A 21952-nucleotide genomic window follows, 5' to 3' on the forward strand; every position below is an offset into this window, starting at 1 on the left:
AAGAATAAAAAAGTGGGTTTATTATATAGCAAATGGGCCGTGTTTCTGATACAGCTTCGGGCGGTTTTGTTTGTTGCCGGAGTGTGGTAAGGATATTTGGTGTGCCGAATGTTGTTTGTAGATGGGAAAAGGGGATATGGCCTTTATCATTGGTTTATTTTTGGATTTGTACTTGCTTGTTCTTGTGCTTGTCTTGCTTGTTCTTGTGCTTGTCTTGCTTGCTTTTTTGTTTGTCTTGGGTGTTGTGTTATTTGTGAACGTATGGCCGTTTATATTGTCTTGGCCTTGGATGGAGATTATTTGTGTTTCCGTAGGGATATTGACCGGTTGGCTGATGGCAGTAATGAGATACAGGTTGTCCGATAAAGATAAGTCAGGTGCATTGAATGACGGAGATGAAAAATTCAAACACTTTGAAGAAAAAATCGACAAATTTGTAGAAAAGGCGGAGTGCCGGTCAAGCCACATCAACAAAAAAATGGGCTTTACACGGTCTTTTGTCAGGAAACAAAACATCATAGCTTTAATGATGATGTTGTGTATGTTGGTCTTGAATTGGATACCTGAATCGGTCGTGGAACAATACCGCTGGTTGAAATCTGCCGTAGCAGTGTATTGGTTGGCGGTAATTGTAATGTTTTTGTGTTTGTGCGCGGTGTTTGTGAAGGGATTTTGGCTGTGGCTGTTTAAGCGAAATCCGGAATGATATTTTGCCTTCGCAAAGGCCGTCTGAAAATTTCAGACGGCCTTTGCGATTGCCGTCAGGTTTGCAGAATGGAGCGTACGGCAGAAACCGTCCATAGGCCTAAGGCCGTAAGCAAGACGGAGCCGAACACATGCAGCGAGATGGTTAAGGCGGCCTGCAGCAGACGCTGGGCTTGCAACATTTGGACGACTTCGAGAGAAAAAGCGGAAAAAGTGGTAAAGCTGCCGAGAAAACCGGTTATCAGCAGCAGTTTTAAATTGGGGTTACTGCTGGGGAATAGGGAAAATAATGCTGCCGAGATGCCGATTAGGTAAGCGCCGCCGAAATTGGCGGCGAGCGTACCCAATGCAGGCCAGTTTGCCTGTGCGGGCAGCCAAAGGCCGAGCAGCCAGCGCAGGGTAGCACCGGTAGCGGCACCGATGCTGATGCTTGCGATAGATTGAAACATAATGCTCCCGTAGCAGAGAGGCCGTCTGAAAACATAAGTATTTTCAGACGGCCTTGATTATTTCCAGATGTGGTTGGTTTTATGCAGATAGCGGTTGTCGTCAAACGTGATCAGCAACTGCGGCTTCAAGGCGACGAAAATGGCGGTAAAAATACCGCTTAAAAAGGCTTCGCCCCAAGCCAGCAGGAAAAACACGGGAAAGGCCGATTCCCATAAAACCGATGTCGGATAAGCGCCGGAAAGTTGTAGCGCAAATACCAGCAAAGCACCGGCTGAAATAAAACCGGCCGCCGCAGCGATAAAGCCGTTGGCAAAAATATAGATAAACAAATTGGCGGGCAGTTTGGCAGTCAGGTGCCGGAAAACGGCATTTAACAAAGCCGGCAGCAGAAACAGGCACAAGGCATTAAGGCTGGAAACATTCAGGCTCTCGGGATGGTGCAACAGGGTATAAGGCAGCCACAACAGGGCGGAAAGCCATAATGCGGCAGGCGTGCCGATAATCATGGCGGCCAAATTGATGCCGAGCAGATGGTAGGCCATACCGGAGAGTTGGCCGTTATCCAATTCGGTTCCCATGCTCCATAAAACCGACAAGATGAGAAGAACCAAGCCTGCCGATCGGGGATGTGATTTTATGGCTTTCCAAGCCGGTTTGGCGCACAGCAGCAATACGGCGGCCCAAAGTGCGTGGGCGGCATACTGCCATTCTTGGGAAAACCATTCGGATAAGAAATTCATCGGTTATCGAGTTGTCGGTAGAAAAGGGGGAAAGCTGTCATTATAAACGGGTTTCTTTTTTAAAACACACGGCAGATACGGCCGGAGGTTTTGCTCGGAGCGGTTCTTTTTATACGGGAAACACGCTAAAATAAGGCCTTTGCCGAAAATTGATAAGGCCGGTGCCGTTATGTTGTGGATGCTGTTACTCATTTTACTCTGTGCTACGGTGGTAGCATTGTGGATTTATTACCGTCAGGAGCGGGAATGGATGCGCGAACTGACGTACCTTACCCGTCATGAAACCGCCGGAATTGAGGGTGCGGACGAGCCTTTTCAGAGCTTGAAGCAGCCGAAAAACCTGCGCGGTGTCGATCCCAATCTGAAAAATACGCGCAGCAGCCATAAAGCGGCGGAAGAAGCGAAAGAAGTGTACGATAAAACCGTAGAAAAACTGCGTGCCTTGTCGCCGAAACACAGCCGTAAATTCGATGCGGTCAGCCGTAAAAAGAGCGATGCCGAGCTGGATAAAGAAGTCAGCGAGCTGCCTATTTTTGCGGCTGCCCAAACAGAAGCGCAACACGATAAACAAGCCGCTATCCGTTCTTTGAAGCCCGAGCCTTTTGCAGACGGCCTTTTGCAGACCGAACAGAACGAAACCGAATCCTTATCCGCTGCGGACAGTGTGGAAGCGGAGAAACAGGATATTCCGCTGTTTACGGCTTCCGTTGTCCGTCCCGAAGAATTGCAGCCCAAACATCAATCCCGTCCAAGCAAACATTCTGCCCAGCCTGTTTATTTCAATGATGAAGACGATGAATACCGTCCTGCCAAGCCGGTTGATTCGACTTTGGAAGTGATTACCATCGAAGAAGCAACCCGTGCTTTAACGGAAGCAACGTTGATGGATCGGGCCAAAGCGGAAGAGCTTCCTGTGGCGCACGCGGTGCGTGGCGACAAACCCGCCGCGGATTTGGAAGTGGTCGAATTGAGTAATTGGCATTTCCGTCCGGCATTGGAAACCGTTGAGCCGCCGAAACCCGTGCGCGATCTGAAAACCATTGAATTGACTGATCCTTCCGTACGCCGAACCCGGGAGCGCGTGCTGTCAGAAGTTCAGAAGATCAGCAGTGAAACGCCGAGAAGTATTGTTCCGCAACCCGTATCTTCCGTTCCCGAAACCATCGGTGAAGAAGACATCCGTACCAATCTGCTGCGGCAGCGCATGGCCCGCAACCGTCAGGCTGCAGCGCAAGCGCCTATTAAGGATTATTCGCCCAACGTTATTCCCGAGCGCGAAGTGTTTGCCAATTTGGCGAAAACCGATGCGCCTTCAGTGCGCCGTTTCCGCCGCGTCGATACAACGCAGCGCGAAAGTGTGATTCCCGAATCGGTTAGGGTAGAACGTCATGCAATCAAATTGCAGCCGCCCCGAACTCCCGTTCAGACACCGCGTATTGCCCCTTATGCCCCCCCGGTAGCGGCCGCAACCGTGGTTGAGCCGCCCGTGCTTGAAGATACGGCGCCTTTTTCCGTTGAGATGTCCGAGCCGGTGTTTGCACGCGAAGAATATGACGCGCCGAAAGTTTCGATTTCCGAACCGGTTTTTTTCAATGAAAGGCCGTCTGAATATTTGGAAAGCCCGGTAGGAGATGAGCTGCGGTTTACAGAATACCGTTATGCGGACGTTGAAGATGAAGCGGTTCTGGCCGATTTCGAAAGTGCAGATCGTTTTGACGCAGATGATATTCAGGAGTCCGATGCAGAGCATGAAGAGGCATATGCTTCAACTGCCGTTGTTGAAGAAAGAGCCGGTAATACGCAATTGCCAGGTTTGGATTTGCTGTTGCCGCCGCAATTTGATCCGAGTGCCATGCAGACGGAAGAAACATTGTTGGAGAACAGCATTACCATTGAAGAAAAGCTGAGCGAGTTTAAAGTTAAGGTTAAAGTGGTGGACGCTTATGCCGGTCCGGTCATTACCCGCTATGAAATCGAGCCGGATGTCGGCGTTCGCGGTAATGCGGTATTGAATCTGGAAAAAGATTTGGCACGTTCATTGGGCGTAGCTTCTATCCGTGTGGTGGAAACCATACCCGGCAAAACCTGCATGGGTTTGGAGTTGCCCAATCCCAAACGCCAAATGATACGTCTGAGCGAGATATTCAATGCGCCTGCATTTCAAAATTCCAAGTCTAAGCTGACCTTGGCTTTGGGGCAGGACATTACCGGCGAACCGGTCGTTACCGATTTGGCTAAAGCACCGCATCTTTTGGTGGCCGGTACGACAGGTTCGGGTAAGTCCGTCGGTGTGAATGCGATGATACTTTCCATGTTATACAAAGCTATGCCGGAAGATGTCCGCATGATTATGATCGACCCGAAAATGCTTGAATTGAGCATTTACGAAGGGATTCCTCATCTGCTGGCTCCGGTGGTAACCGATATGAAATTGGCGGCAAACGCTTTGAATTGGTGTGTCAACGAAATGGAAAAGCGTTACCGCCTGATGAGCCATATGGGTGTGCGCAATTTGGCCGGTTTTAATCAAAAAGTGGCCGAAGCGGCAGCACAAGGCAAAACTCTGGCCAATCCTTTCAGTCTGACGCTTGACGATCCCGAGCCTTTGCAGAAGCTGCCGTTTATTGTGGTGGTGGTCGATGAGTTTGCTGATTTGATGATGACGGCCGGCAAGAAAATCGAAGAGCTGATTGCACGCTTGGCACAAAAAGCGCGCGCAGCAGGTATCCATTTGATTTTGGCTACCCAACGTCCGAGTGTGGATGTGATTACCGGCTTGATTAAGGCCAATATTCCGACCAGAATCGCATTCCAAGTTTCCAGCAAAGTAGACAGCCGTACTATTTTGGATCAAATGGGTGCGGAAAACCTGCTCGGACAAGGCGATATGCTGTTCTTGCCTCCGGGTACAGGCTATCCGAAGCGTGTGCACGGCGCGTTTGCTTCCGATGACGAAGTGCACCATGTCGTCGAATATCTGAAGCAGTTCGGCGAGCCGGATTATGTTGACGATATTTTGACGGCCGGTGTCGGCAGTGACGATATCTTCAGTAACGCAAACGGTATGCGTAACAACGAGGGAGAGCAAGATCCCATGTATGACGATGCCGTATCCTGTGTTTTGAAAAGCGGTAAAGCCAGCATTTCTTCGATACAGCGCCATTTGAGAATCGGCTATAACCGTGCTGCACGTTTGATGGATCAAATGGAAGAAGACGGCATTGTTTCCGCTGCTGAATCCAACGGCAACCGCACTATTTTGGTGCCGAACGGCAAGCATTTGGAATAACCGTTCCGTATACAGGTTTCCTGCCGGATTGTTTACGGCAGGAAGATGGTTTTGACCGTGTTTTGATGAAATGGGAAACAGGTGGTTTTCATCTATAAAACGCCCTTTCCTGCTTGAAGTGATTTATGAAAACAGTAGAAAAAAACGTCTTGGTGCTGCACAGTGCCGAGCAGATGTTTGAGTTGGTTGACCGGGTGGAAGATTACCCGAAATTTCTGCCGTGGTATGGCAAAACAGAAATTATCGAGCGCAACGGCAATGAGCTTAAAGCGCGTTTGTATATGGATTACATGCGCGTGCAACAGTCTTTTGCCACGCATAACCACAATATCCCGGGCAGGGAAATCCGCATGAATCTTCTCGAAGGCCCGTTTAAAACGCTGCAAGGGACATGGAAATTTATTCCTTTGGGCGATGATTGCTGCAAAATCGAATTCAAACTTCAATATGATTTTGCAGGCGGCCTGTTGTCTGCTTTGATTTCTCCGGTGTTCAGCCATTTGTCGGGAACCTTGGTCGATGCATTTATCAAGGAGGCAGACCGCCGTTATGGTTGAGATCGAAGTGGTTTACGGAACGGCGGATAGGCAGTTTCTTCAAGTAATTCAAGTAAAAGCGGGGACAACGGCACGTGAAGCCGTTAGGTTGAGCGATGTGGCGGCACAATTTCCCGAAGCCGATATCGAGAAGTCTCCTTTGGGCATTTTCGGTAAAAGGGTAAAAGACGATACGGTTTTACGCAGTAAAGACCGTGTGGAAGTTTACCGGCCTTTGCTGATTGATCCGAAAGATGCACGCCGTTTACGGGTTAAAAATCAAGAATAAAACAATATTGAGGCCGTCTGAAAAAAATACTCGGTCAGTCGGGCGGTGCATGACAGATTTGGAATACGACATGTCGAAAATCAAACTGATTGTCGGATTAGGCAATCCGGGCAAGGAATACGAACATACCCGCCATAATGTCGGGTTTTGGTTTGCAGACGAGCTGGCTTGGCAGTGGAAAACCGCTTTCAAGCCCGAAAAGAAGTTTCACGGCGAGGCGGCAAAAGCAGTTCTGCCTGAAGGGGAAGTATGGCTGCTGAAGCCTGATACTTATATGAACCGCTCCGGACTATCCGTGTCTGCATTGGCTTCGTTTTACAAAATCAAGCCGGAAGAGATTTTGGTGGTTCATGACGAACTGGATATTGCCTGCGGTCGGATTAAGTTTAAATTGGGCGGCGGCAACGGCGGTCATAACGGTTTAAAAGACATTCAGGCCAAACTGGGTACGCCTAATTTCTACCGCTTGCGTTTGGGTATCGACCATCCGGGTGACAGGAATGTGGTGGCCGCTTATGTATTAAATAAACCCAGTGCGGACGACAGACAAAAAATCGACGATTCCATCAACAAATCTCTGCAGGCTATGCCGAAAATTATGGCCGGAGATTTTGAAGAAGCCATGCGAATGCTGCATGGAAAATAAATGAATCGATATAAATGATAAGGAGGCCGTCTGAAAAAGAGTGTTTTTTCAGACGGCCTGATTTGATTGGATATGGACAAAATATATAAAGACCGCTTAGGTGCGGGGTGGATACTGATTGCCGCACTGTGTTTTACTTTAATGAACTTCCAAGTTAAAGATGCCGCACAACGTTTCGGTTTGAGTACGGCAGAGCTGGTGTTTTGGCGGATGGGTTTCTCGGCGGTGTTTTTGGGGGCGATGGCCAGATTTCAAGGATTGGAATTTAAAACGCCGCATTGGCGCGCCCATTTAAGCCGCAGCATTTCCGGTTCGGTAGCGATGTTGTGTATTTTTTACGGCATTACCCACCTGCCTTTGGCAACCGGTGTGACTTTGAGTTACACCTCGTCGATATTTTTGGCTGTTTTTTCATTTTTGGTTTTGAAAGAGCGTATTTCGCCGTATACCGTAATGGTTTTGATATTAGGCTTTATCGGTGTAGCGGTGCTGCTCAATCCTTCTTTTAAAAGCGGGCAGGAGCTGGCGGCTATGGTCGGGTTGGCCGGTGGGGCTTTGGCAGGATGGGCTTATATGCAGGTGCGCGAGCTTTCTTTATTGGGTGAGCCGGGCTGGCGGGTGGTATTTTACTTGTCTTTGATCGGTATGCTGCTGGCCGGTATTTGGGCGACATTCGAAGGCTGGCATGCGTTTAACATTCAGGCACTACCGCATTTGTTGGGTGTCGGTGCATCTGCATTGGTGGCACAATTGTGCATGACCCGGGCATATAAGGTTGGCAATAAGTTTACCGTTGCTTCGCTTTCTTATTTAACGGTGGTTTTTTCTTCGCTGGCGGGCATGTGGTGGTTGGGAGACAAAATCGGCTGGCAGGAAACGCTGGGGATGGGTATCATTGTGATGAGTGGGGTGTTGAGCAGCATACCTCCGTCATGGTTGCAGCGATACCGCTTATTTCGACAATAAAATAAGGAGTAGTGGACGATGATTTCTATACGAGAACAATCTTATGGTCTGAATGTGGCTTTATTCAACGAATTCAGCTTGGAAGATTTCCATGAATTCGAGCAGGCCGCATTGGCATGTGCGCGGAAAATACACCGTCCGGATATGCTGATGGATCTGTCGATGCTGAAAGATTTTACGGTCGATATGGCGGTTGAACAGCTTAAATTTATGAATAAACACGAAAACGATTTCGGCCGTATCGCCATTGTGGTTGATGATGTTTGGATTAAACTGGCAACGCGTTTATCCAGCCTGCTGACCAACCAACATCCGAAATATTTTGAAACTGCCGAAAGTGCACAAGCTTGGTTGCTGGAAGAAACTGCGGATTGATTGGTTTTTCCGATTGTATAGTGGTTTTCTAGAACCATTGGAAATATAAATAGATGAGGCCGTCTGAATTTCAGACGGCCTCATTATATTCATAGCCTTTGGAGAGCTGCTAAAGTTTTATATATGTGTAATTACAATCCCATAGCGTGTCTGATCAGGCGGTTTTTCAGCCAAGGCAAGTCGTTGACCATGTTCAGGCCGGTGTTACGCAGCCAGGATTGTGCAGGCAGAATGTTGTTGCCGAATAATTTAAATAATCCGTCGCACCCCATCTGCATTGTGCGTACAGGTTCAAGACGGTTTTGCGCATAGCGTTGCAGCAGCCGGTGTGCGCCGATATCCGGTTGGTTGCGGCTGAGATTACAAAATTCGATAACATCGCCAAAGCCGAGGTTAACGCCTTGTCCGGCCAAAGGATGAATGGTATGTGCCGCATCGCCGATCAGCATTATGCGCGTTCCGACCGTGCTTGTCGGACGGCGCAAAACCAGATTGAATGAGAATGCAGGAGAGAGCGGGCTTAGTGTGCCCAGCACCTGTTCGCCTTGTGCCGTAACCGCAGCCGCCAGCGCTTGCGGTGAGAGCGAAGTCAGCTTTTCAGGCTCGGCCGTACTCCAAACAATAGAGATTTTTTTGTCGGGAAGCGGCAGATAAGCTAAAACTTCGCCGTTTTTAAACCATTGGAATGCCGTTCCGTGATGGTCTTTTTCGGTATGGAAATTGGAAACCACGCCGTGATGTCCGTAAGCGTCGCAACGGGTTTCGATACCGGCTTGTTTTCTTACCCAGGAGTTGGCACCGTCCGCACCGATAATCAATCGGGTGTTTAATGTTGTTCCGTCTGCCAGAGTTACAGAGGCCGTCTGAAAATCGGAGGACAGTGAAACGGCAGTTTCGGTAAATACGGGAATATCCCAAGCCTTGATTTGCCGCCACAGCGAGGCCAGCAGCCAACGGTTTTCAATAATGCTGGTTAGGCGGTTGCCGTGAATATCGTCCGCGCTGAATTCGATTCGCCCGCCGTTATCGCCGCGCACATCCATTTTAGCCACAGCCTGGACGCGGTTTTCAGACGGCCAGGCATTTAGAGATTGGAGAAACGTGCGATTGGCCGGGCTGACGGCATAAATTCTCGCATCCCAACCTTGCAGGAGTTTTTCCGTGTCGGTTTGGGGCGGACGGATTTCAACCAACGCGACTTTCCGTCCCTGTCGTGCGAGGGCAATAGCGGCAGCAGCACCGACTAAACCGCCGCCAATGATAACAGCATCATATTGTTGAGTGGAGATAGGGTTCATAATCAGATTTTCTATTCGATTGCAGTGGCATTCATGGTCATCAACGCTCCTTTTTTAGGCAGGTCGGCAACGCAGATAACGGTACGGGCAGGTTGGTTGTCGGGAAAAATGTCCAGATAAGCGCGGTTCATTTCCGCAAAATCGTCAACATTTTTTAGAAAAACATGGATATGCAGAATGCGGTTTAATTCCAAACCAACCGATTGCAGCATGGCTTGGAAGTTCAACAAAATCTGTTTGGCTTGTGAATAAGCATCTTCTCCGGCCATTTCGCCTGTTTCGGGTACGACACCGGGTGTGCCGGATATTTGGATGAAAGAACCTGCTTTGCTAAAGTGGCTGTACGGCCCGATGGGGCGGAACAGGGTATCTGGCGTATGGTGTTCTATCGGAGTCATGTGTTGTTCTCTTTTTATCAAATGGCCGGCATCGTCATTTTTCAGACGGCCTCACAAACCGAAGATCAAGTGTTCGGTAAATTTTTTTCTTAAGGCAGGAACGCTGTCCAGCAAACTCATGACACCGCCGCGTCCAAGTTTTAATAAAGCATTGGGGTGATCGAACAAAGTAACCAGGCTGTGCGTGAAGCCGACAACCGCTTGGGCATCCAAGCGGCGTTCGGCAGCATATTGCTCTGCAAGGCGGGTATTGTGCATGCTGTGCGGTTCGGCAAACTTATGTATTAAGGTTAAAACATCGCGCACTCCGAGATTGAAGCCTTGAGCGGCAACCGGATGCATGGTTTGTGCGGCGTTGCCGATACAGATAATCCGCCCGCTGTATACTTGGCTAAGCTGCTTCAGTTGGAGCGGAAAAGCGGCAATATCGCCGCAATTTTTCAGACGGCCTAAACGGTTGCCGAAAGCGGTTTCAAACATCTCGGCAAATTCCGTGAAAGCCATAGTTTTGATTCTGGCCGCTTCTTCGTGTGAGCGCGTCCATACCAAGCGGTAGGCGGTGCCGTAGGGCAGCAGGGCAAAAGGGCCGTCGTCGATAAAGCGCTCATAGGCCGTGCCGTTGCCGTCTTGCTCGAATTCGAGTGTGGTAACGATGGCGGATTGGTTATAGTCGAAACTGTGTCGGGTAATGCCCGGCAGGTTTTCAGTCAAATGCCCGCCTTCGGCAAGGATAACCCAATCGGCAGTCAGACTGTGGGGTTGCCGGCAGTGTCGGATATGGACTTCTGCAAAACGGTTTAATGTGCGGACATGGTTCACTTGGGTTTCCCACAAAACAGGTACGCCTTGTCGGATTAATGCCGCTTCGCATGCCTGCATTAATACGGCATAGTCTACGCTGTACCCTAAAACATCCGTTCCCATATCTTCGTTGCGCAGCAAGGCATGGCCGAATGTGCCTTGTTGGGAAATATGGACATGGGTAATCGGCGTATATTGGTTTTCGGGAATAGTAATTCCGGCGCGATGGAGTGCTTCCATACTGCTGAAAGATAAGGCGAGCGTGCGCCTGTCGCGGATAACGGTATTTGGGGGACGCATTTCCAAAAGCAAAACCTGTTTGCCTTGGCGGTGCAGCAGCAAAGCGGCCAACATGCCGACCGGACCTGCTCCGATAACGGCAACGGGAGTGTGAATGGGCAGAATATCCATAATCATTCGCAAGGTTGAAACCAGTCGTTATTTTAGCTTATTTCAATTCGTGCTGACCAATAAAAAGGCCGTCTGAAATTTTCAGACGGCCTTTGGATTTAATGTTTGTTTATGTTTGCTTATGCGGCAAAGCGTTTGGCAACTTCGTCCCAGTTAACGATTTCCCAGAAACCTTTCAGGTAGTTCGGGCGGCTGTTGCGGTAATCGATGTAGTAAGCGTGTTCCCACACATCGCAAGTCAGCAGAGGGGTGTTTTCGGTGGTTAACGGAGTAGCTGCGTTGGAAGTGGAAACCAAGTCCAATTCGCCGGCCGGAGTTTTTACCAACCATGCCCAACCTGAACCGAAAGTACCGGCGGCACAGGCATTGAACGCTTCTTGGAACTTCTCAAAGCTGCCCCATTTGGCGTCGATGGCGGCAGCCAGATCGCCGGAAGGTTTGCCTTGACCTTTAGGTGTAAAGCCCAGCCAGTAGAAGGTGTGGTTCCAAGTTTGGGCTGCGTTGTTGAATACGCCGCCTGAAGATTTCTTAACGATTTCTTCCAAAGACAGGTTTTCAAACTCGGTACCTTTGATTTGGTTGTTCAGATTGGTGATGTAGGTTTGGTGGTGTTTGCCGTAGTGGTATTCTAAAGTTTCTTTAGACAGATGCGGTTCCAAAGCATCGATTTCGTAAGGCAGTTGCGGTAATTGGTGTTCCATATCGGTCACTCCTGTTGTGGTTGCTTTTATAGATGGGATTTTTGATTTTGGTAAGGCTCTTCAGCCGCTTACCGCGCTATTTTACCCCGTACTGGTTTAAAAAAACAATAAAACTTGCGTTCGGTTATAATAGCCTACTTTTTGATTGCCCGTTGTTGAGGAGCCGTTATGGATAACTTTGCCGATATGATGCCGTCTGAAGACAGAGAGGTCAGCGCACTGTCGCTGCCGCCGCATTCCATGGAGGCGGAGCAGTCGGTAATCGGCGGTCTGCTTTTAGAAAACAATGCTTGGGATAAAATCGCCGACGTAGTGAGCGGAGAAGATTTTTACCGTCACGAGCATCGTTTGATTTTCCGAACCATCGCGGCGTTGATTAACGAAAGCCGCCCGGCCGACGTGATTACTGTGCAGGAAACATTGGAACGTCGTGAAGAATTGGAAGCGGCAGGCGGTTTCGATTATTTGGTGACTCTGGCACAAAATACACCCTCGGCCGCCAATATCAGACGCTATGCGGAAATCGTTCGCGAGCGTTCCATTATGAGACAGCTTGCCGAAGTCGGAACGGAAATTGCGCGCAGTGCCTACAATCCTCAAGGCAGGGATGCAGGGCAATTGTTGGATGAGGCGGAAAACAAAGTATTCCAAATCGCAGAGAGTACCGCCAAAGCCAAGCAGGGTTTTCTGACTATGCCGACTTTATTGGAAGAAATCGTTCAGCGTATTGAAATGCTGTACAGCCGTGATAATCCTGATGAAATCACCGGTACTTCTACCGGATTTATCGACTTGGATAAAAAAACCTCAGGCTTGCAGCCCGGCGATCTGATTATCGTGGCAGGGCGGCCCTCGATGGGTAAAACGGCTTTCTCCATCAATATTGCAGAACATGTTGCCGTTGAATCCAAATTGCCGGTAGCCGTGTTTTCTATGGAAATGGGCGGTGCGCAGCTGGTGTTGCGTATGCTCGGCTCGGTCGGCAGGCTGGATCAGCATATTCTGAAAACAGGCCGTCTGGAAGACGAGCATTGGGTGCGTTTAAACGAAGCATTTGTAAAGCTTTCCGATGCACCTATGTTTATCGATGAAACACCGGGATTGACGGCACTGGAATTGCGCGCGCGGGCACGTCGTCTTGCACGACAGTTTAACGGGAAATTGGGGTTGATAGTTATCGACTATTTGCAATTGATGTCCGGTTCGGGCAATTCCAATAACCGCGCTGCTGAATTGGGTGAAATTTCACGTTCGTTGAAAGCATTGGCAAAAGAATTGCAGGTTCCGGTTATCGCCTTGTCGCAATTAAGCAGGACCGTTGAGCAGCGTACGGATAAACGTCCGATGATGTCCGATTTGCGCGAATCCGGTGCGATTGAGCAAGATGCTGATTTGATTATGTTTATGTATCGAGATGAGTATTATAATGCCGAATCTCCTATGAAAGGTTTGGCCGAATGTATCATCGGTAAACACCGTAACGGCCCGACCGGAAAAGTGTTTTTAACTTGGATGGGACAATTTACCAAATTTGATAATGCAGCCTACATTCCGGATTCTGCAATGATGGAAGATTGATACAGATTGTCACGCAATGACAAAAAATTATTGAGACTCTTTTGGCAACAAGCATATTGTTGTTTATAATTAAGTAAACATAATTAATATAAAAAGTGGTAGTTTAAATGCTGCCACTTCTTTAAATCACATTACTATAGAAATAACATTTCGGGGTTGGGGTATGCTCATGCGTTTGAGACAAAACGGTTTTACCTTTATGGAGCTGTTGGTTGTCATTATTATTTTTGCAATTATGACAGTCATCGCTCTTCCCAATATGAGCCAATGGATAGCCGCCCGTCGATCAGCGACGCAGGCGGAAAACATGGCCAATCTTTTGCGCTTCGCGCGTTCGGAAGCCGTCAGGCTGAATCTTCCCGTTTACGTTTGTCCCGTTCAAATTAAGAAAGACGGTAATCCAGACCAATATTGCAACGCAGCTTATTCGGGGCAAGGTGTGGCAGCATTTGCCGATGTTAACCGCGACAGGATGTATACGCGCAAAGACGATAAGCCTTTGCGCCATGTTGTAATCAATCCTACTCAAAACAACCGTTTGGATTATATTGTTGAAGCTTATGATTTTGGCAAAGATAAGCCAAAATCGGGCAACAATAAATATCAGGCTTGGATTTTCTTGCCGGACGGAACATTCGGTTATTCCGATGCAAAAGGGCCTAAAACGCCGATTGATTTGGAAAACGTTGGTACTGGCATGATCCGTTTGATTTTAACCGATAAAAAAGCAGAAAACGGCAGTGAAAAACAGGCAAGAGCAACATTGGCAGTCATTGAAAATAACGGCAGAGTGAAAATCTGCCCAAAATACGAGAAAAATCACTCTGATGCCGGTTCCGCTTTGTGCAAACTTCAATTTTAACGGCGTAGCTTTAAAAGAATAACAATTATCAAATAACGGATAATATTATGGATTTTAATAAGGAAAGCAGGATTTTCCCAATAGCGGTAATTCGGGAAGGCCGTCTGAAAACTCAGCAGCAGGGCATGACATTGCTGGAAATCTTGATTGCCATGTTTGTATTGACGGTAGGTGTATTGGCTTTGCTGGCTACCCAGCTGCAAACTGTAGTTGCCGTAAGAGAGGCTGAAGGACAGACAATTGTTGCCCAGGCCGCACAGAATTTGATTGAAGGGATGGCGATTAATCCGGTTTTATGCAAAAACAGTATTCCCGGATGTGAAGATGTTATGCTTCCTGGTGACAGCGATGATTTGATTCGTCGGAGAAATGATGCGTTCCGCCCCCAGTTAAAGGTTAATTCAAAAAGTGAAACATTAAGTTATCGCTTCTCAAACCCTATTAAGGTAAGGTCTTGCAGTAAGAATGCTTGGTGTAAAAAAAATAAAACAGACTTGAATAAGCGCCAGATATTGGAAGATCATTTGGGCAAATTTGAAGATACTTTATTTAAAGGTTTACCGGAAGCGGATATTTACTACATTATATGTAATGATAAATCAGGGGTAAAACCGACCATTAATAATAATGTAATGCAACCTAATTGCAATGGCGGAGCGAAAGACCCGATAAGTATCAAGGTAGCATGGCAACAGAATGTTGAGCGCTCCGATGGAAGCGGCAAGGTTGTTTACAGTTATCAAGTTCGGGTAGCAGAATAATGATGAAGCAAAAATATACCAAAAACGTCATAGCACCTTGCAAAGACAAAACCGCAATGTCGGGTTTCAGCTTGATTGAATTTCTGATTGCCAGTGCATTAAGTGTGATTGTGCTGATTGCTGTCGGAACGGGATATTTATCTTCTCGTAAATTGAATGATGGCACTAATTCCCGTTTAGCCGTGCAACAGGATTTGCGTCATGCTTCCAATATGATTGTTCGCGATGCACATATGGCGGGTTTGTTTGGTTGTTTCAACATGTCGTCGCGCATGAGGGCAGATATCGTTGATAATCAGAGCAGTGCTCAAGAAGCATTTAGATTGGCAGGTTCTACCGATTACCTGATTCCTGTTAAAGAAATTCCTGCAGGTCAATTTTCTGTTAGCGGATTTATTCCTAATTCTCCTGTGTTGGTTTTCCGCTATGGCGTGGGCACGGGATCTATCAATAATCTGACTGAGGATATTCCTGACAATGCACCTTTGGTTTACGGTAATTGCAATAAATTGGTGAGACCGGCAGCTGACGGCACGGCAGGTGTTGACTTGCAGACGGTATCGGCAGCGTTGGGAGCTACCGGACAAATACATGATATTTCCGTGATGCGATATGTGGTTCATGCTTATGCAACAGGAACGGTGGGAGGACAACCAGGGTTATATAGATTCCGATTGGAAAATGGAAATCGTTGGGGATCGCCTCAATTATTGATGAAGCCCAAAGAGATACCTCCATCAATACGGACTTCAAATGATGAAGATCGTATATTGGAGATGTCGATGGAGTATGTTTACGTAAGTAATTGTCCTGATGGTCATGGACTGTCAGAAAGGTTTGAATACACGACGACCTTAAAAAACAGTATTTCTGGTGCAACAACTTCAACCGTACCTGCAAATCAGACGGCTTCTCCGGCAATGGTAAGCATCACCATCAAAGAAAAAGAAAATGGAATAGAGACTAAGGATACGTTTATTTACAATATTGATGCTTCATTGAAAGGGGGGAATGTATGCGCAGAACGAACATTCTAAAAACAGGCCGTCTGAAATCCAAACAGCAAGAACAGGGGTTTACGCTGTTTATCGTGATGATGGTAATGATTTTGGTGGCGTTTTTGGTGGTTGCGGCTACACAATCCTACAATACAGAGCAGCGTATCGGTGTGAACGATGCAGATAGAAAATTTGCTTTGGAATTGGCAGAGGCTGCATTACGTAAGGGAGAGAATGACATTGTCGATTTTGAAGCGGTAACATTCAGAGCAGATTGTCAAGACGGATTATGTGCATCGGCAGGCTCCGCAGCAGTTGTTGTCAACAATCTGACGATTGAAGCAGAGACGGGGAATACCCCTGCCTGGAAGCGTATGTGTGATTCCAAGCTTTGTATAGAAACCAATGGTAGAATATATGAAACGGCAGCCAAATTTTCCAGCAAAAAGCCGCGTTACATTATTGAATATATTAGAACTCAGGACGACGGAGCGGTTATTTTCCGAGTAACTTCCAGAGCATGGGGAAGAAATAAAAATACGGTGGTAACACTCCAATCTTATGTTCAGGTAGGTTGATATGCATTTCGACAATAAAAAAATTAATACACGGGGATTTACGCTGCCTGAAATGATGGTGGTGGTGGGGATTATTGCTATTCTGTCTATGATTGCCATTCCCGTTTATACTGGCTATTTGGAAAAAGGCCGTCTGACCATGGCTCAGGCGGAGTTGATGGATTTGAATAATGTTATCCGGCTTGATCGTGTTAGAAATCCCGGAAAGAGCAATATTCATGCTGAATACTCGGGAAGCGAGTTGGCAAAAAAATTTAGAGTCCATCCCAAAGTTGCCGAATATTACGATATTTCTGTTGCACCACCGGGTAATACGGCAGCAAAAAGCACACCGGCTTACTATTTGTTGGCTGTGCCGAATGCCAAATCGGGATACAGTAAAGCGGTTTGGATGAAAAGCACCGGTGAAGTCTACCGTTGTGATTCCGCAGACAGCGCCAGAAATTTTGAAACCTCCGGTAAATGTGAGCGTGTGGGTGGAGCTGAATAGTTTGCAAACCGGGATATAGAATTAAATCTGTTTTCGTAATATAAAAGGCCGTCTGAAAATTTCAGACGGCCTCTTATATTAAACGATTCAAATTAATTTAAGTTTTCTCAACAACGCTTCGCTGCCGGTTTTGACCAAATGATAAGTTTCATCAAAGTCTCCGGTATACCAAGGATCGGGAACCATTTGATAGCCTGATTCTGGTATTAAATCGGTAAGCTTGAAGATTTTATCAGGGTGCAGACCAAACAGTTTTTCGAGGTCTGCCAGATTGTTGTCGTCCATTGCAACCAAAAAATCATATTCGGCGAAATCGCTTTGTTTTACTTGGCTGCTGATAAAACCTTGTGTGGAGATATTGTGTTTTTGCAAGGCGGCCAATGTGCCGCGGTGCATATTTTCACCATTGTGCCAGCCTGATGTGCCTGCGCTGTCGGTTTGGATACGGTGGCCGATTCCCGATTCTTCGGCTATGTGCCGGCACACATATTCCGCCATAGGCGAGCGGCAGATATTGCCTAAGCATACAAAAAGAATTTTATAGGCCGACATTAGGCTTCCTCTGCAAAAAGCGGATTGTGTCCCGGCAGCTTCAAGGCTTGAGCGTAGTTTGGCAGTTCGTCCTGATCATGTAGAACGTCATGCAGCAGACGGATATTTTCCACGCGGCATTCCATCATTAAATCGAGAAAATCGCGTTGCACGGTTTCGATGCGTTCGGAAGGAGAAAGCGGCCATGAGAAGACTTGGGGTTGCAGTTCAAACTGGCTGTCTGTGGCGTTGAAGCCGAATAAAAGCTGACCGTCTTGGGAAGCCATGACAACACCTACACGCGGACTTTGCAGGCGGATAGCACGGATGGCGTTAGTGGCAAATACGTCTAAAGCCATACGTAATCGCATATGGTTGCCTTCGGTGAGTGCGCAAAGCGGTGTTGCCGGACTTAGAGGGTTGGTAAATAAGGTAAGGCCGGGCTGGCTTAATGCCTGCTGCCATACTTGCATTAAAGGTAATGCGGCTTCGCGCAGGTTGCCATTGAGTGCGTCGATTATGGATGCATCGCCGTAACCTAAAGCATATAAGACATGTACGGATTGGTCGGAGGGAATGTTTAATGTTTGTACGGCGTTGAGTTTCTGAGCCAATTCTTCGGCGGCAGATTGATGGAGCTTGGCGTTAAACCATTGGCCGGCATTGATTTCGGCTAATTGTTTGGATGTAACCAATGACGGCAGCCAATTCGCGCGCTCTAATATTCTCAAGTGGGGGTAGTTGGCCAAGCAGGCTGAGATTTCCACAGAAGGCGCGGATAGAGGCAGTGAGATTTCTTGATTGCAGCCGGCTACCAGCACAACAGGCAAGGCAAACCATTGGACTTCGTTTTCTTCTTTGGCCTGCAATACGGAATCCAATGCATTCAGCAGAGCGCGGTAGGATTCGGAATTGGGAGCCATGCTCATGGCCACAGACAGATTCAAGTAGAAATTTTGCTTCAACATCATGTAGATTTCGGCGTGAAGCGACTCTTCTGCCAATTTGCGTTGTGCCCCGGATTGGTTGGCGGCAATGTGTCCGGCGTGTACCAGCAATTGGTTTTTGACCGGATCGGTAGGATAGGGGCGTGAGTCAGGTAGTGTGTGTTGCGGATTGCTCATCGTATTTCTCGGCTGCATTTAAATAGAAAGAGAGATTATATCAATATCAGGCCGTCTGAAAAGTTTTCAGACGGCGATAAGGTTTGTTGATGGACACCCAAATAAGATTCAAGCAGTTTGCTGTTGCAGATGCGGGGGGAGTGGATTGGGGAAATGTTGTTGCTGTGCTATAATCCTGCCCATTTGATTTTAATTTTCGATAAGGCTTGAATAATGATTTCTACTAACGGCATTACCATGCAGTTCGGCGCGAAGCCGCTGTTTGAAAATGTGTCTGTGAAATTCGGCGAAGGCAACCGCTATGGCTTGATCGGCGCCAACGGATCGGGGAAATCCACCTTTATGAAGATTTTGGGTGGGGATTTGGAGCAAACCAGCGGAGAGGTGGCGATTGAGCACGGTGTCCGTTTGGGTAAATTGCGCCAGGATCAGTTTGCTTACGAAGATATGCGCGTGTTGGATGTCGTATTGATGGGGCACACGGAAATGTGGGCGGCGATGACCGAGCGTGATGCGATTTATGCGAATTTGGAAGCGACGGAGGACGATTACATGCGTGCCGCCGATTTGGAAGCCAAGTTTGCCGAATATGACGGTTATACAGCCGAAGCGCGTGCAGCGGAATTGTTGAGCGGTGTCGGTATTTCCGAAGAGCTGCATAACGCCACCATGAGCGAAGTCGCCCCCGGCTTCAAGCTGCGCGTGTTGTTGGCACAGGCTCTGTTTTCCAAACCCGATGTATTACTGCTCGACGAGCCGACCAATAATTTGGACATCAATACCATCCGTTGGCTTGAAGGTGTGTTGAACCAGTATGATTCAACGATGATCATTATTTCCCACGACCGCCACTTCTTAAATGAAGTATGTACTCACATGGCGGATTTGGATTACAACACCATCACCATTTATCCCGGCAATTACGACGACTATATGCTTGCCTCGGCTCAGGCGCGCGAGCGTACCATGAAAGACAATGCCAAAGCCAAAGAAAAGCTGCAGGAATTACAAGAATTCGTCGCACGCTTCTCTGCCAACAAATCCAAAGCCCGTCAGGCGACCAGCCGCTTGAAACAGGCAGATAAAATTAAAGCGGAAATGGTGGAAGTAAAGCCTTCTACCCGCCAAAATCCCTACATCCGATTCGAGAGCGATGAGAAATCAAAACTCCACCGTCAGGCGGTTGAAGTGGAGGGTTTGAGTAAGCGTTTTGAAACCCAACTGTTTAAAAACTTGAATTTCATTTTGGAAGCCGGGGAGCGTTTGGCGATTATCGGTCCGAACGGTGCCGGTAAATCAACTTTACTGAAATTGCTGGCAGGTGCATATAACCCTGAATACAGCGAAGGCGTACAAGCGGATAGCGGCACGATCAAGTGGGCTGAAAAAGCGCAAATCGGTTACTACCCGCAAGATCATGAAAATGATTTTGATGTCGATATGGACTTGACCGAATGGATGCGTCAATGGGGTCAGGAGGGTGACGACGAGCAAGTGATCCGCGGTACACTGGGCCGTTTGTTGTTTGGCAGTAATGATGTGGTGAAAAAAGTCAAAGTGCTGTCGGGCGGAGAGAAAGGCCGCATGCTTTACGGCAAACTGTTGTTGCTGAAGCCAAACGTGCTGATTATGGACGAACCAACCAACCATATGGATATGGAAAGTATCGAATCCTTGAATATGGCATTGGAAAAGTATAACGGAACATTGATTTTCGTTTCACACGACCGTCAATTCGTGTCTTCTTTGGCCACTCAAATTATCGAGCTGGACGGTAAAGGCGGTTACGAACATTATTTGGGCGATTACGAAAGCTATCTGGAGAAAAAAGGCTTGGCATAAGCCGGTGCCTTTTAGAAAAGAGGCCGTCTGAAAATTCAGACGGCCTCTTTCTTTTTAAGAAAAATCAATTATTCAAAAACTTTCAATATCAAGCAATGCATAATATAAATTTATTTCGCATAAATAATTCATTTTTTAAGGCAAATCATCTAATTTTGACCTGTATCAAAAAGCTAAAGCAGTTTTTATCTATAATGAAATCCAATAATTTAATAATAAGTCTGAATAGGAACAAAATTATGGAGCTGATTAACGAGTTATTGAAATCGACTATGGGGATTTTATCGTTATTCACCATTACATTTATTATTGCAATGGCGATTTTTTTATTTTTCTGGGTGAAAAAACAAGCAGATAAAAAGCCTGGAAACTGATTTCTCTTTCCTCTTGATGTGTGTGTGTTTGGGTGTGGCCGAGGTCACCCCCTTTTTTTTTGGACATTTGAATTGTATTAATCTGTATTTGAAGTCTTATTCTTATATAGAGTTGTTTCGTTAAGCATGCTGGTTTAACATATCCCGCTGGCAAGTCAGATTCTATAAAGGTAAGAAACATGAGTGGGACAGAAAATATTTCAGCGGCATCCAAAGCCGCTATTTTGGCGGAAGCTCTGCCTTATATCCGCCGTTTTTCCGGTAAAACCGTTGTGATCAAATACGGCGGTAATGCCATGATCGAGCCGCATTTGAAGGAAGGTTTTGCCAAAGATGTGGTTTTGCTGAAGTTGGTCGGCATCAATCCGGTTATTGTGCACGGCGGCGGGCCGCAAATTAATGAAATGTTGGAAAAAGTCGGCAAAGAAGGCACATTCGTACAAGGGATGCGTGTCACTGATGGAGAAACCATGGATATTGTTGAAATGGTTTTGGGCGGACACGTCAATAAAGAAATTGTTTCACTGCTTAATCTGCACGGAGGCAATGCAGTCGGCGTAACCGGCCGGGACGGTCATTTTATCAAGGCGAAAAAACTGTTTATCAATACGCCGGAGCGAAACGGAGTGGATATCGGGCAAGTGGGTATTGTCGAAAGCATTGATTGCACCTTGATTAAAGGTATGGTCGAGCGCGGCTACATTCCTGTTGTTGCCCCCATCGGCGTCGGCCGTCAAGGCGAAGCATTCAATATTAATGCTGATTTGGTGGCAGGAAAATTGGCGGAGGAGCTGAATGCGGAAAAGCTGCTGATGATGACCAATATTACCGGTGTGATGGATAAAGAAGGTAATCTGCTGACTAACCTGACGCCGAAACGTATTGACGACTTGATTGCAGACGGAACGCTTTACGGCGGCATGTTGCCGAAAATCAGCTCTGCTGTAGAAGCTGCCGTGAACGGCGTAAAAGCCACGCATATCATCGATGGTAGGGTGCCGAATGCTTTATTGCTGGAAATCTTTACAGACAGCGGTATCGGTTCAATGATTTTAGGCTCGGAATAATTTCTATATCTCGATTTTGAGCATTAATTTGAAAGAGGCCGTCTGAATTTTCAGACGGCCTCTTTATGCTCGATTAAAGATTATCGGAGCAGATTGTTCATTATGCAAGTATTTGACTGAAAATATAGATTATTGCTTTTGT

At 47.2% G+C, this 21952-nt stretch carries 24 protein-coding genes; 16 read left to right on the plus strand and 8 right to left on the minus strand.

The annotated features are described in order from the left end of the window. The first annotated feature begins 121 nt into the window (after nt 1–121). Nucleotides 122–706, plus strand: coding sequence for a hypothetical protein (locus tag EL309_RS10310; protein ID WP_040669698.1), 585 nt, complete (start codon nt 122–124; stop codon nt 704–706). Nucleotides 707–761: 55 nt separating this feature from the next. Here EL309_RS10310 and crcB read toward each other — a convergent pair whose 3' ends face one another. Next, entirely contained in the window at nt 762–1154 is a 393-nt protein-coding gene (crcB, locus tag EL309_RS10315) for a fluoride efflux transporter CrcB (protein WP_004283384.1), read from the minus strand. A gap of 57 nt (nt 1155–1211) precedes the next feature. Continuing rightward, nucleotides 1212–1895 carry an energy-coupling factor ABC transporter permease gene (locus tag EL309_RS10320; RefSeq protein ID WP_081463191.1) on the minus strand — a complete coding sequence of 228 codons (684 nt, stop codon included), beginning with the start codon at nt 1893–1895 and terminating at the stop codon, nt 1212–1214. Nucleotides 1896–2034: 139 nt separating this feature from the next. Here EL309_RS10320 and EL309_RS10325 point away from each other — a divergent pair, with 139 nt between their 5' ends. From EL309_RS10325 to EL309_RS10350, 6 genes are all read left to right on the plus strand, one after another. Further along, a complete protein-coding gene (locus EL309_RS10325) occupies nt 2035–5184 on the plus strand; it encodes a DNA translocase FtsK (RefSeq protein ID WP_004283381.1) in 3150 nt (1049 codons plus the stop codon). Nucleotides 5185–5309: 125 nt separating this feature from the next. Beyond that, nucleotides 5310–5741, plus strand: a complete 432-nt coding sequence (locus EL309_RS10330) for a type II toxin-antitoxin system RatA family toxin (RefSeq protein WP_004283380.1) — start codon at nt 5310–5312, stop codon at nt 5739–5741. Further along, on the plus strand, nt 5734–6009 hold the full coding sequence (locus EL309_RS10335; RefSeq protein WP_004283379.1) for an RnfH family protein: 276 nt from the start codon (nt 5734–5736) through the stop codon (nt 6007–6009). Before EL309_RS10330 ends, EL309_RS10335 begins: the two co-directional genes overlap by 8 nt. A gap of 49 nt (nt 6010–6058) precedes the next feature. Then, complete coding sequence (pth, locus tag EL309_RS10340) at nt 6059–6655, plus strand: aminoacyl-tRNA hydrolase (RefSeq protein WP_004283378.1); 597 nt, start codon at nt 6059–6061, stop codon at nt 6653–6655. A gap of 72 nt (nt 6656–6727) precedes the next feature. Next, nucleotides 6728–7621: a DMT family transporter gene (locus tag EL309_RS10345; protein WP_004283377.1), complete on the plus strand. Its 894-nt coding sequence runs from the start codon at nt 6728–6730 to the stop codon at nt 7619–7621. 18 nt (nt 7622–7639) lie between these two features. After that, on the plus strand, nt 7640–7996 hold the full coding sequence (locus tag EL309_RS10350) for a SpoIIAA family protein (protein WP_004283376.1): 357 nt from the start codon (nt 7640–7642) through the stop codon (nt 7994–7996). A gap of 131 nt (nt 7997–8127) precedes the next feature. Here the strand turns inward: EL309_RS10350 and EL309_RS10355 are convergent, their stop codons facing one another. The 4 genes from EL309_RS10355 to EL309_RS10370 form a co-directional block, all read right to left on the minus strand. Beyond that, nucleotides 8128–9294: an FAD-dependent oxidoreductase gene (locus EL309_RS10355; RefSeq protein WP_004283375.1), complete on the minus strand. Its 1167-nt coding sequence runs from the start codon at nt 9292–9294 to the stop codon at nt 8128–8130. 11 nt (nt 9295–9305) lie between these two features. Then, a complete protein-coding gene (locus EL309_RS10360; RefSeq protein ID WP_081463190.1) occupies nt 9306–9692 on the minus strand; it encodes a RidA family protein in 387 nt (128 codons plus the stop codon). 51 nt (nt 9693–9743) lie between these two features. Beyond that, a complete protein-coding gene (locus EL309_RS10365) occupies nt 9744–10904 on the minus strand; it encodes an FAD-dependent monooxygenase (protein WP_232014419.1) in 1161 nt (386 codons plus the stop codon). 119 nt (nt 10905–11023) lie between these two features. Beyond that, complete coding sequence (locus EL309_RS10370) at nt 11024–11605, minus strand: superoxide dismutase (protein ID WP_036494970.1); 582 nt, start codon at nt 11603–11605, stop codon at nt 11024–11026. A 168-nt stretch (nt 11606–11773) separates the two neighbouring features. Here EL309_RS10370 and dnaB point away from each other — a divergent pair, with 168 nt between their 5' ends. The 6 genes from dnaB to EL309_RS10400 all read left to right on the plus strand — a co-directional run bounded on the left by dnaB (nt 11774) and on the right by EL309_RS10400 (nt 16872). Beyond that, nucleotides 11774–13183: a replicative DNA helicase gene (dnaB, locus tag EL309_RS10375; protein ID WP_004283371.1), complete on the plus strand. Its 1410-nt coding sequence runs from the start codon at nt 11774–11776 to the stop codon at nt 13181–13183. A 169-nt stretch (nt 13184–13352) separates the two neighbouring features. After that, a complete protein-coding gene (locus EL309_RS10380; RefSeq protein WP_004283370.1) occupies nt 13353–14045 on the plus strand; it encodes a GspH/FimT family pseudopilin in 693 nt (230 codons plus the stop codon). A 47-nt stretch (nt 14046–14092) separates the two neighbouring features. Further along, nucleotides 14093–14806, plus strand: a complete 714-nt coding sequence (gene pilV / locus EL309_RS10385; RefSeq protein WP_004283369.1) for a type IV pilus modification protein PilV — start codon at nt 14093–14095, stop codon at nt 14804–14806. Beyond that, nucleotides 14806–15843 (plus strand): PilW family protein, encoded by a 1038-nt coding sequence (locus EL309_RS10390; protein WP_004283368.1) that lies wholly within the window; start codon nt 14806–14808, stop codon nt 15841–15843. The genes pilV and EL309_RS10390 overlap by 1 nt, the downstream gene beginning before the upstream one ends. Further along, the gene (locus EL309_RS10395) at nt 15822–16382 is read left to right on the plus strand and encodes a pilus assembly PilX family protein (RefSeq protein WP_004283367.1); all 561 of its coding nucleotides are present in this window, start codon (nt 15822–15824) and stop codon (nt 16380–16382) included. Before EL309_RS10390 ends, EL309_RS10395 begins: the two co-directional genes overlap by 22 nt. Nucleotide 16383: 1 nt before the next feature. Beyond that, nucleotides 16384–16872: a type IV pilin protein gene (locus EL309_RS10400; protein ID WP_004283366.1), complete on the plus strand. Its 489-nt coding sequence runs from the start codon at nt 16384–16386 to the stop codon at nt 16870–16872. A gap of 87 nt (nt 16873–16959) precedes the next feature. On the opposite strand, the gene EL309_RS10405 is transcribed toward EL309_RS10400, so the two are convergent. Beyond that, complete coding sequence (locus EL309_RS10405; RefSeq protein ID WP_081463189.1) at nt 16960–17424, minus strand: low molecular weight protein-tyrosine-phosphatase; 465 nt, start codon at nt 17422–17424, stop codon at nt 16960–16962. Continuing rightward, nucleotides 17424–18527: a hypothetical protein gene (locus tag EL309_RS10410; protein WP_004283364.1), complete on the minus strand. Its 1104-nt coding sequence runs from the start codon at nt 18525–18527 to the stop codon at nt 17424–17426. The genes EL309_RS10405 and EL309_RS10410 overlap by 1 nt, the downstream gene beginning before the upstream one ends. Before the next feature lie 213 nt (nt 18528–18740). Here EL309_RS10410 and EL309_RS10415 point away from each other — a divergent pair, with 213 nt between their 5' ends. The 3 genes from EL309_RS10415 to argB all read left to right on the plus strand — a co-directional run bounded on the left by EL309_RS10415 (nt 18741) and on the right by argB (nt 21810). After that, nucleotides 18741–20369 (plus strand): ABC-F family ATPase, encoded by a 1629-nt coding sequence (locus tag EL309_RS10415; protein WP_004283363.1) that lies wholly within the window; start codon nt 18741–18743, stop codon nt 20367–20369. 239 nt (nt 20370–20608) lie between these two features. Then, nucleotides 20609–20743 (plus strand): DUF3149 domain-containing protein, encoded by a 135-nt coding sequence (locus EL309_RS10420; protein WP_004283362.1) that lies wholly within the window; start codon nt 20609–20611, stop codon nt 20741–20743. Between the two features lie 179 nt (nt 20744–20922). Continuing rightward, nucleotides 20923–21810: an acetylglutamate kinase gene (argB, locus tag EL309_RS10425; RefSeq protein WP_004283361.1), complete on the plus strand. Its 888-nt coding sequence runs from the start codon at nt 20923–20925 to the stop codon at nt 21808–21810. Nucleotides 21811–21952: the final 142 nt, after the last annotated feature.

The organism is Neisseria weaveri, from assembly GCF_900638685.1.
In the GTDB taxonomy this organism is placed as follows: Bacteria; Pseudomonadota; Gammaproteobacteria; order Burkholderiales; family Neisseriaceae; genus Neisseria; species Neisseria weaveri.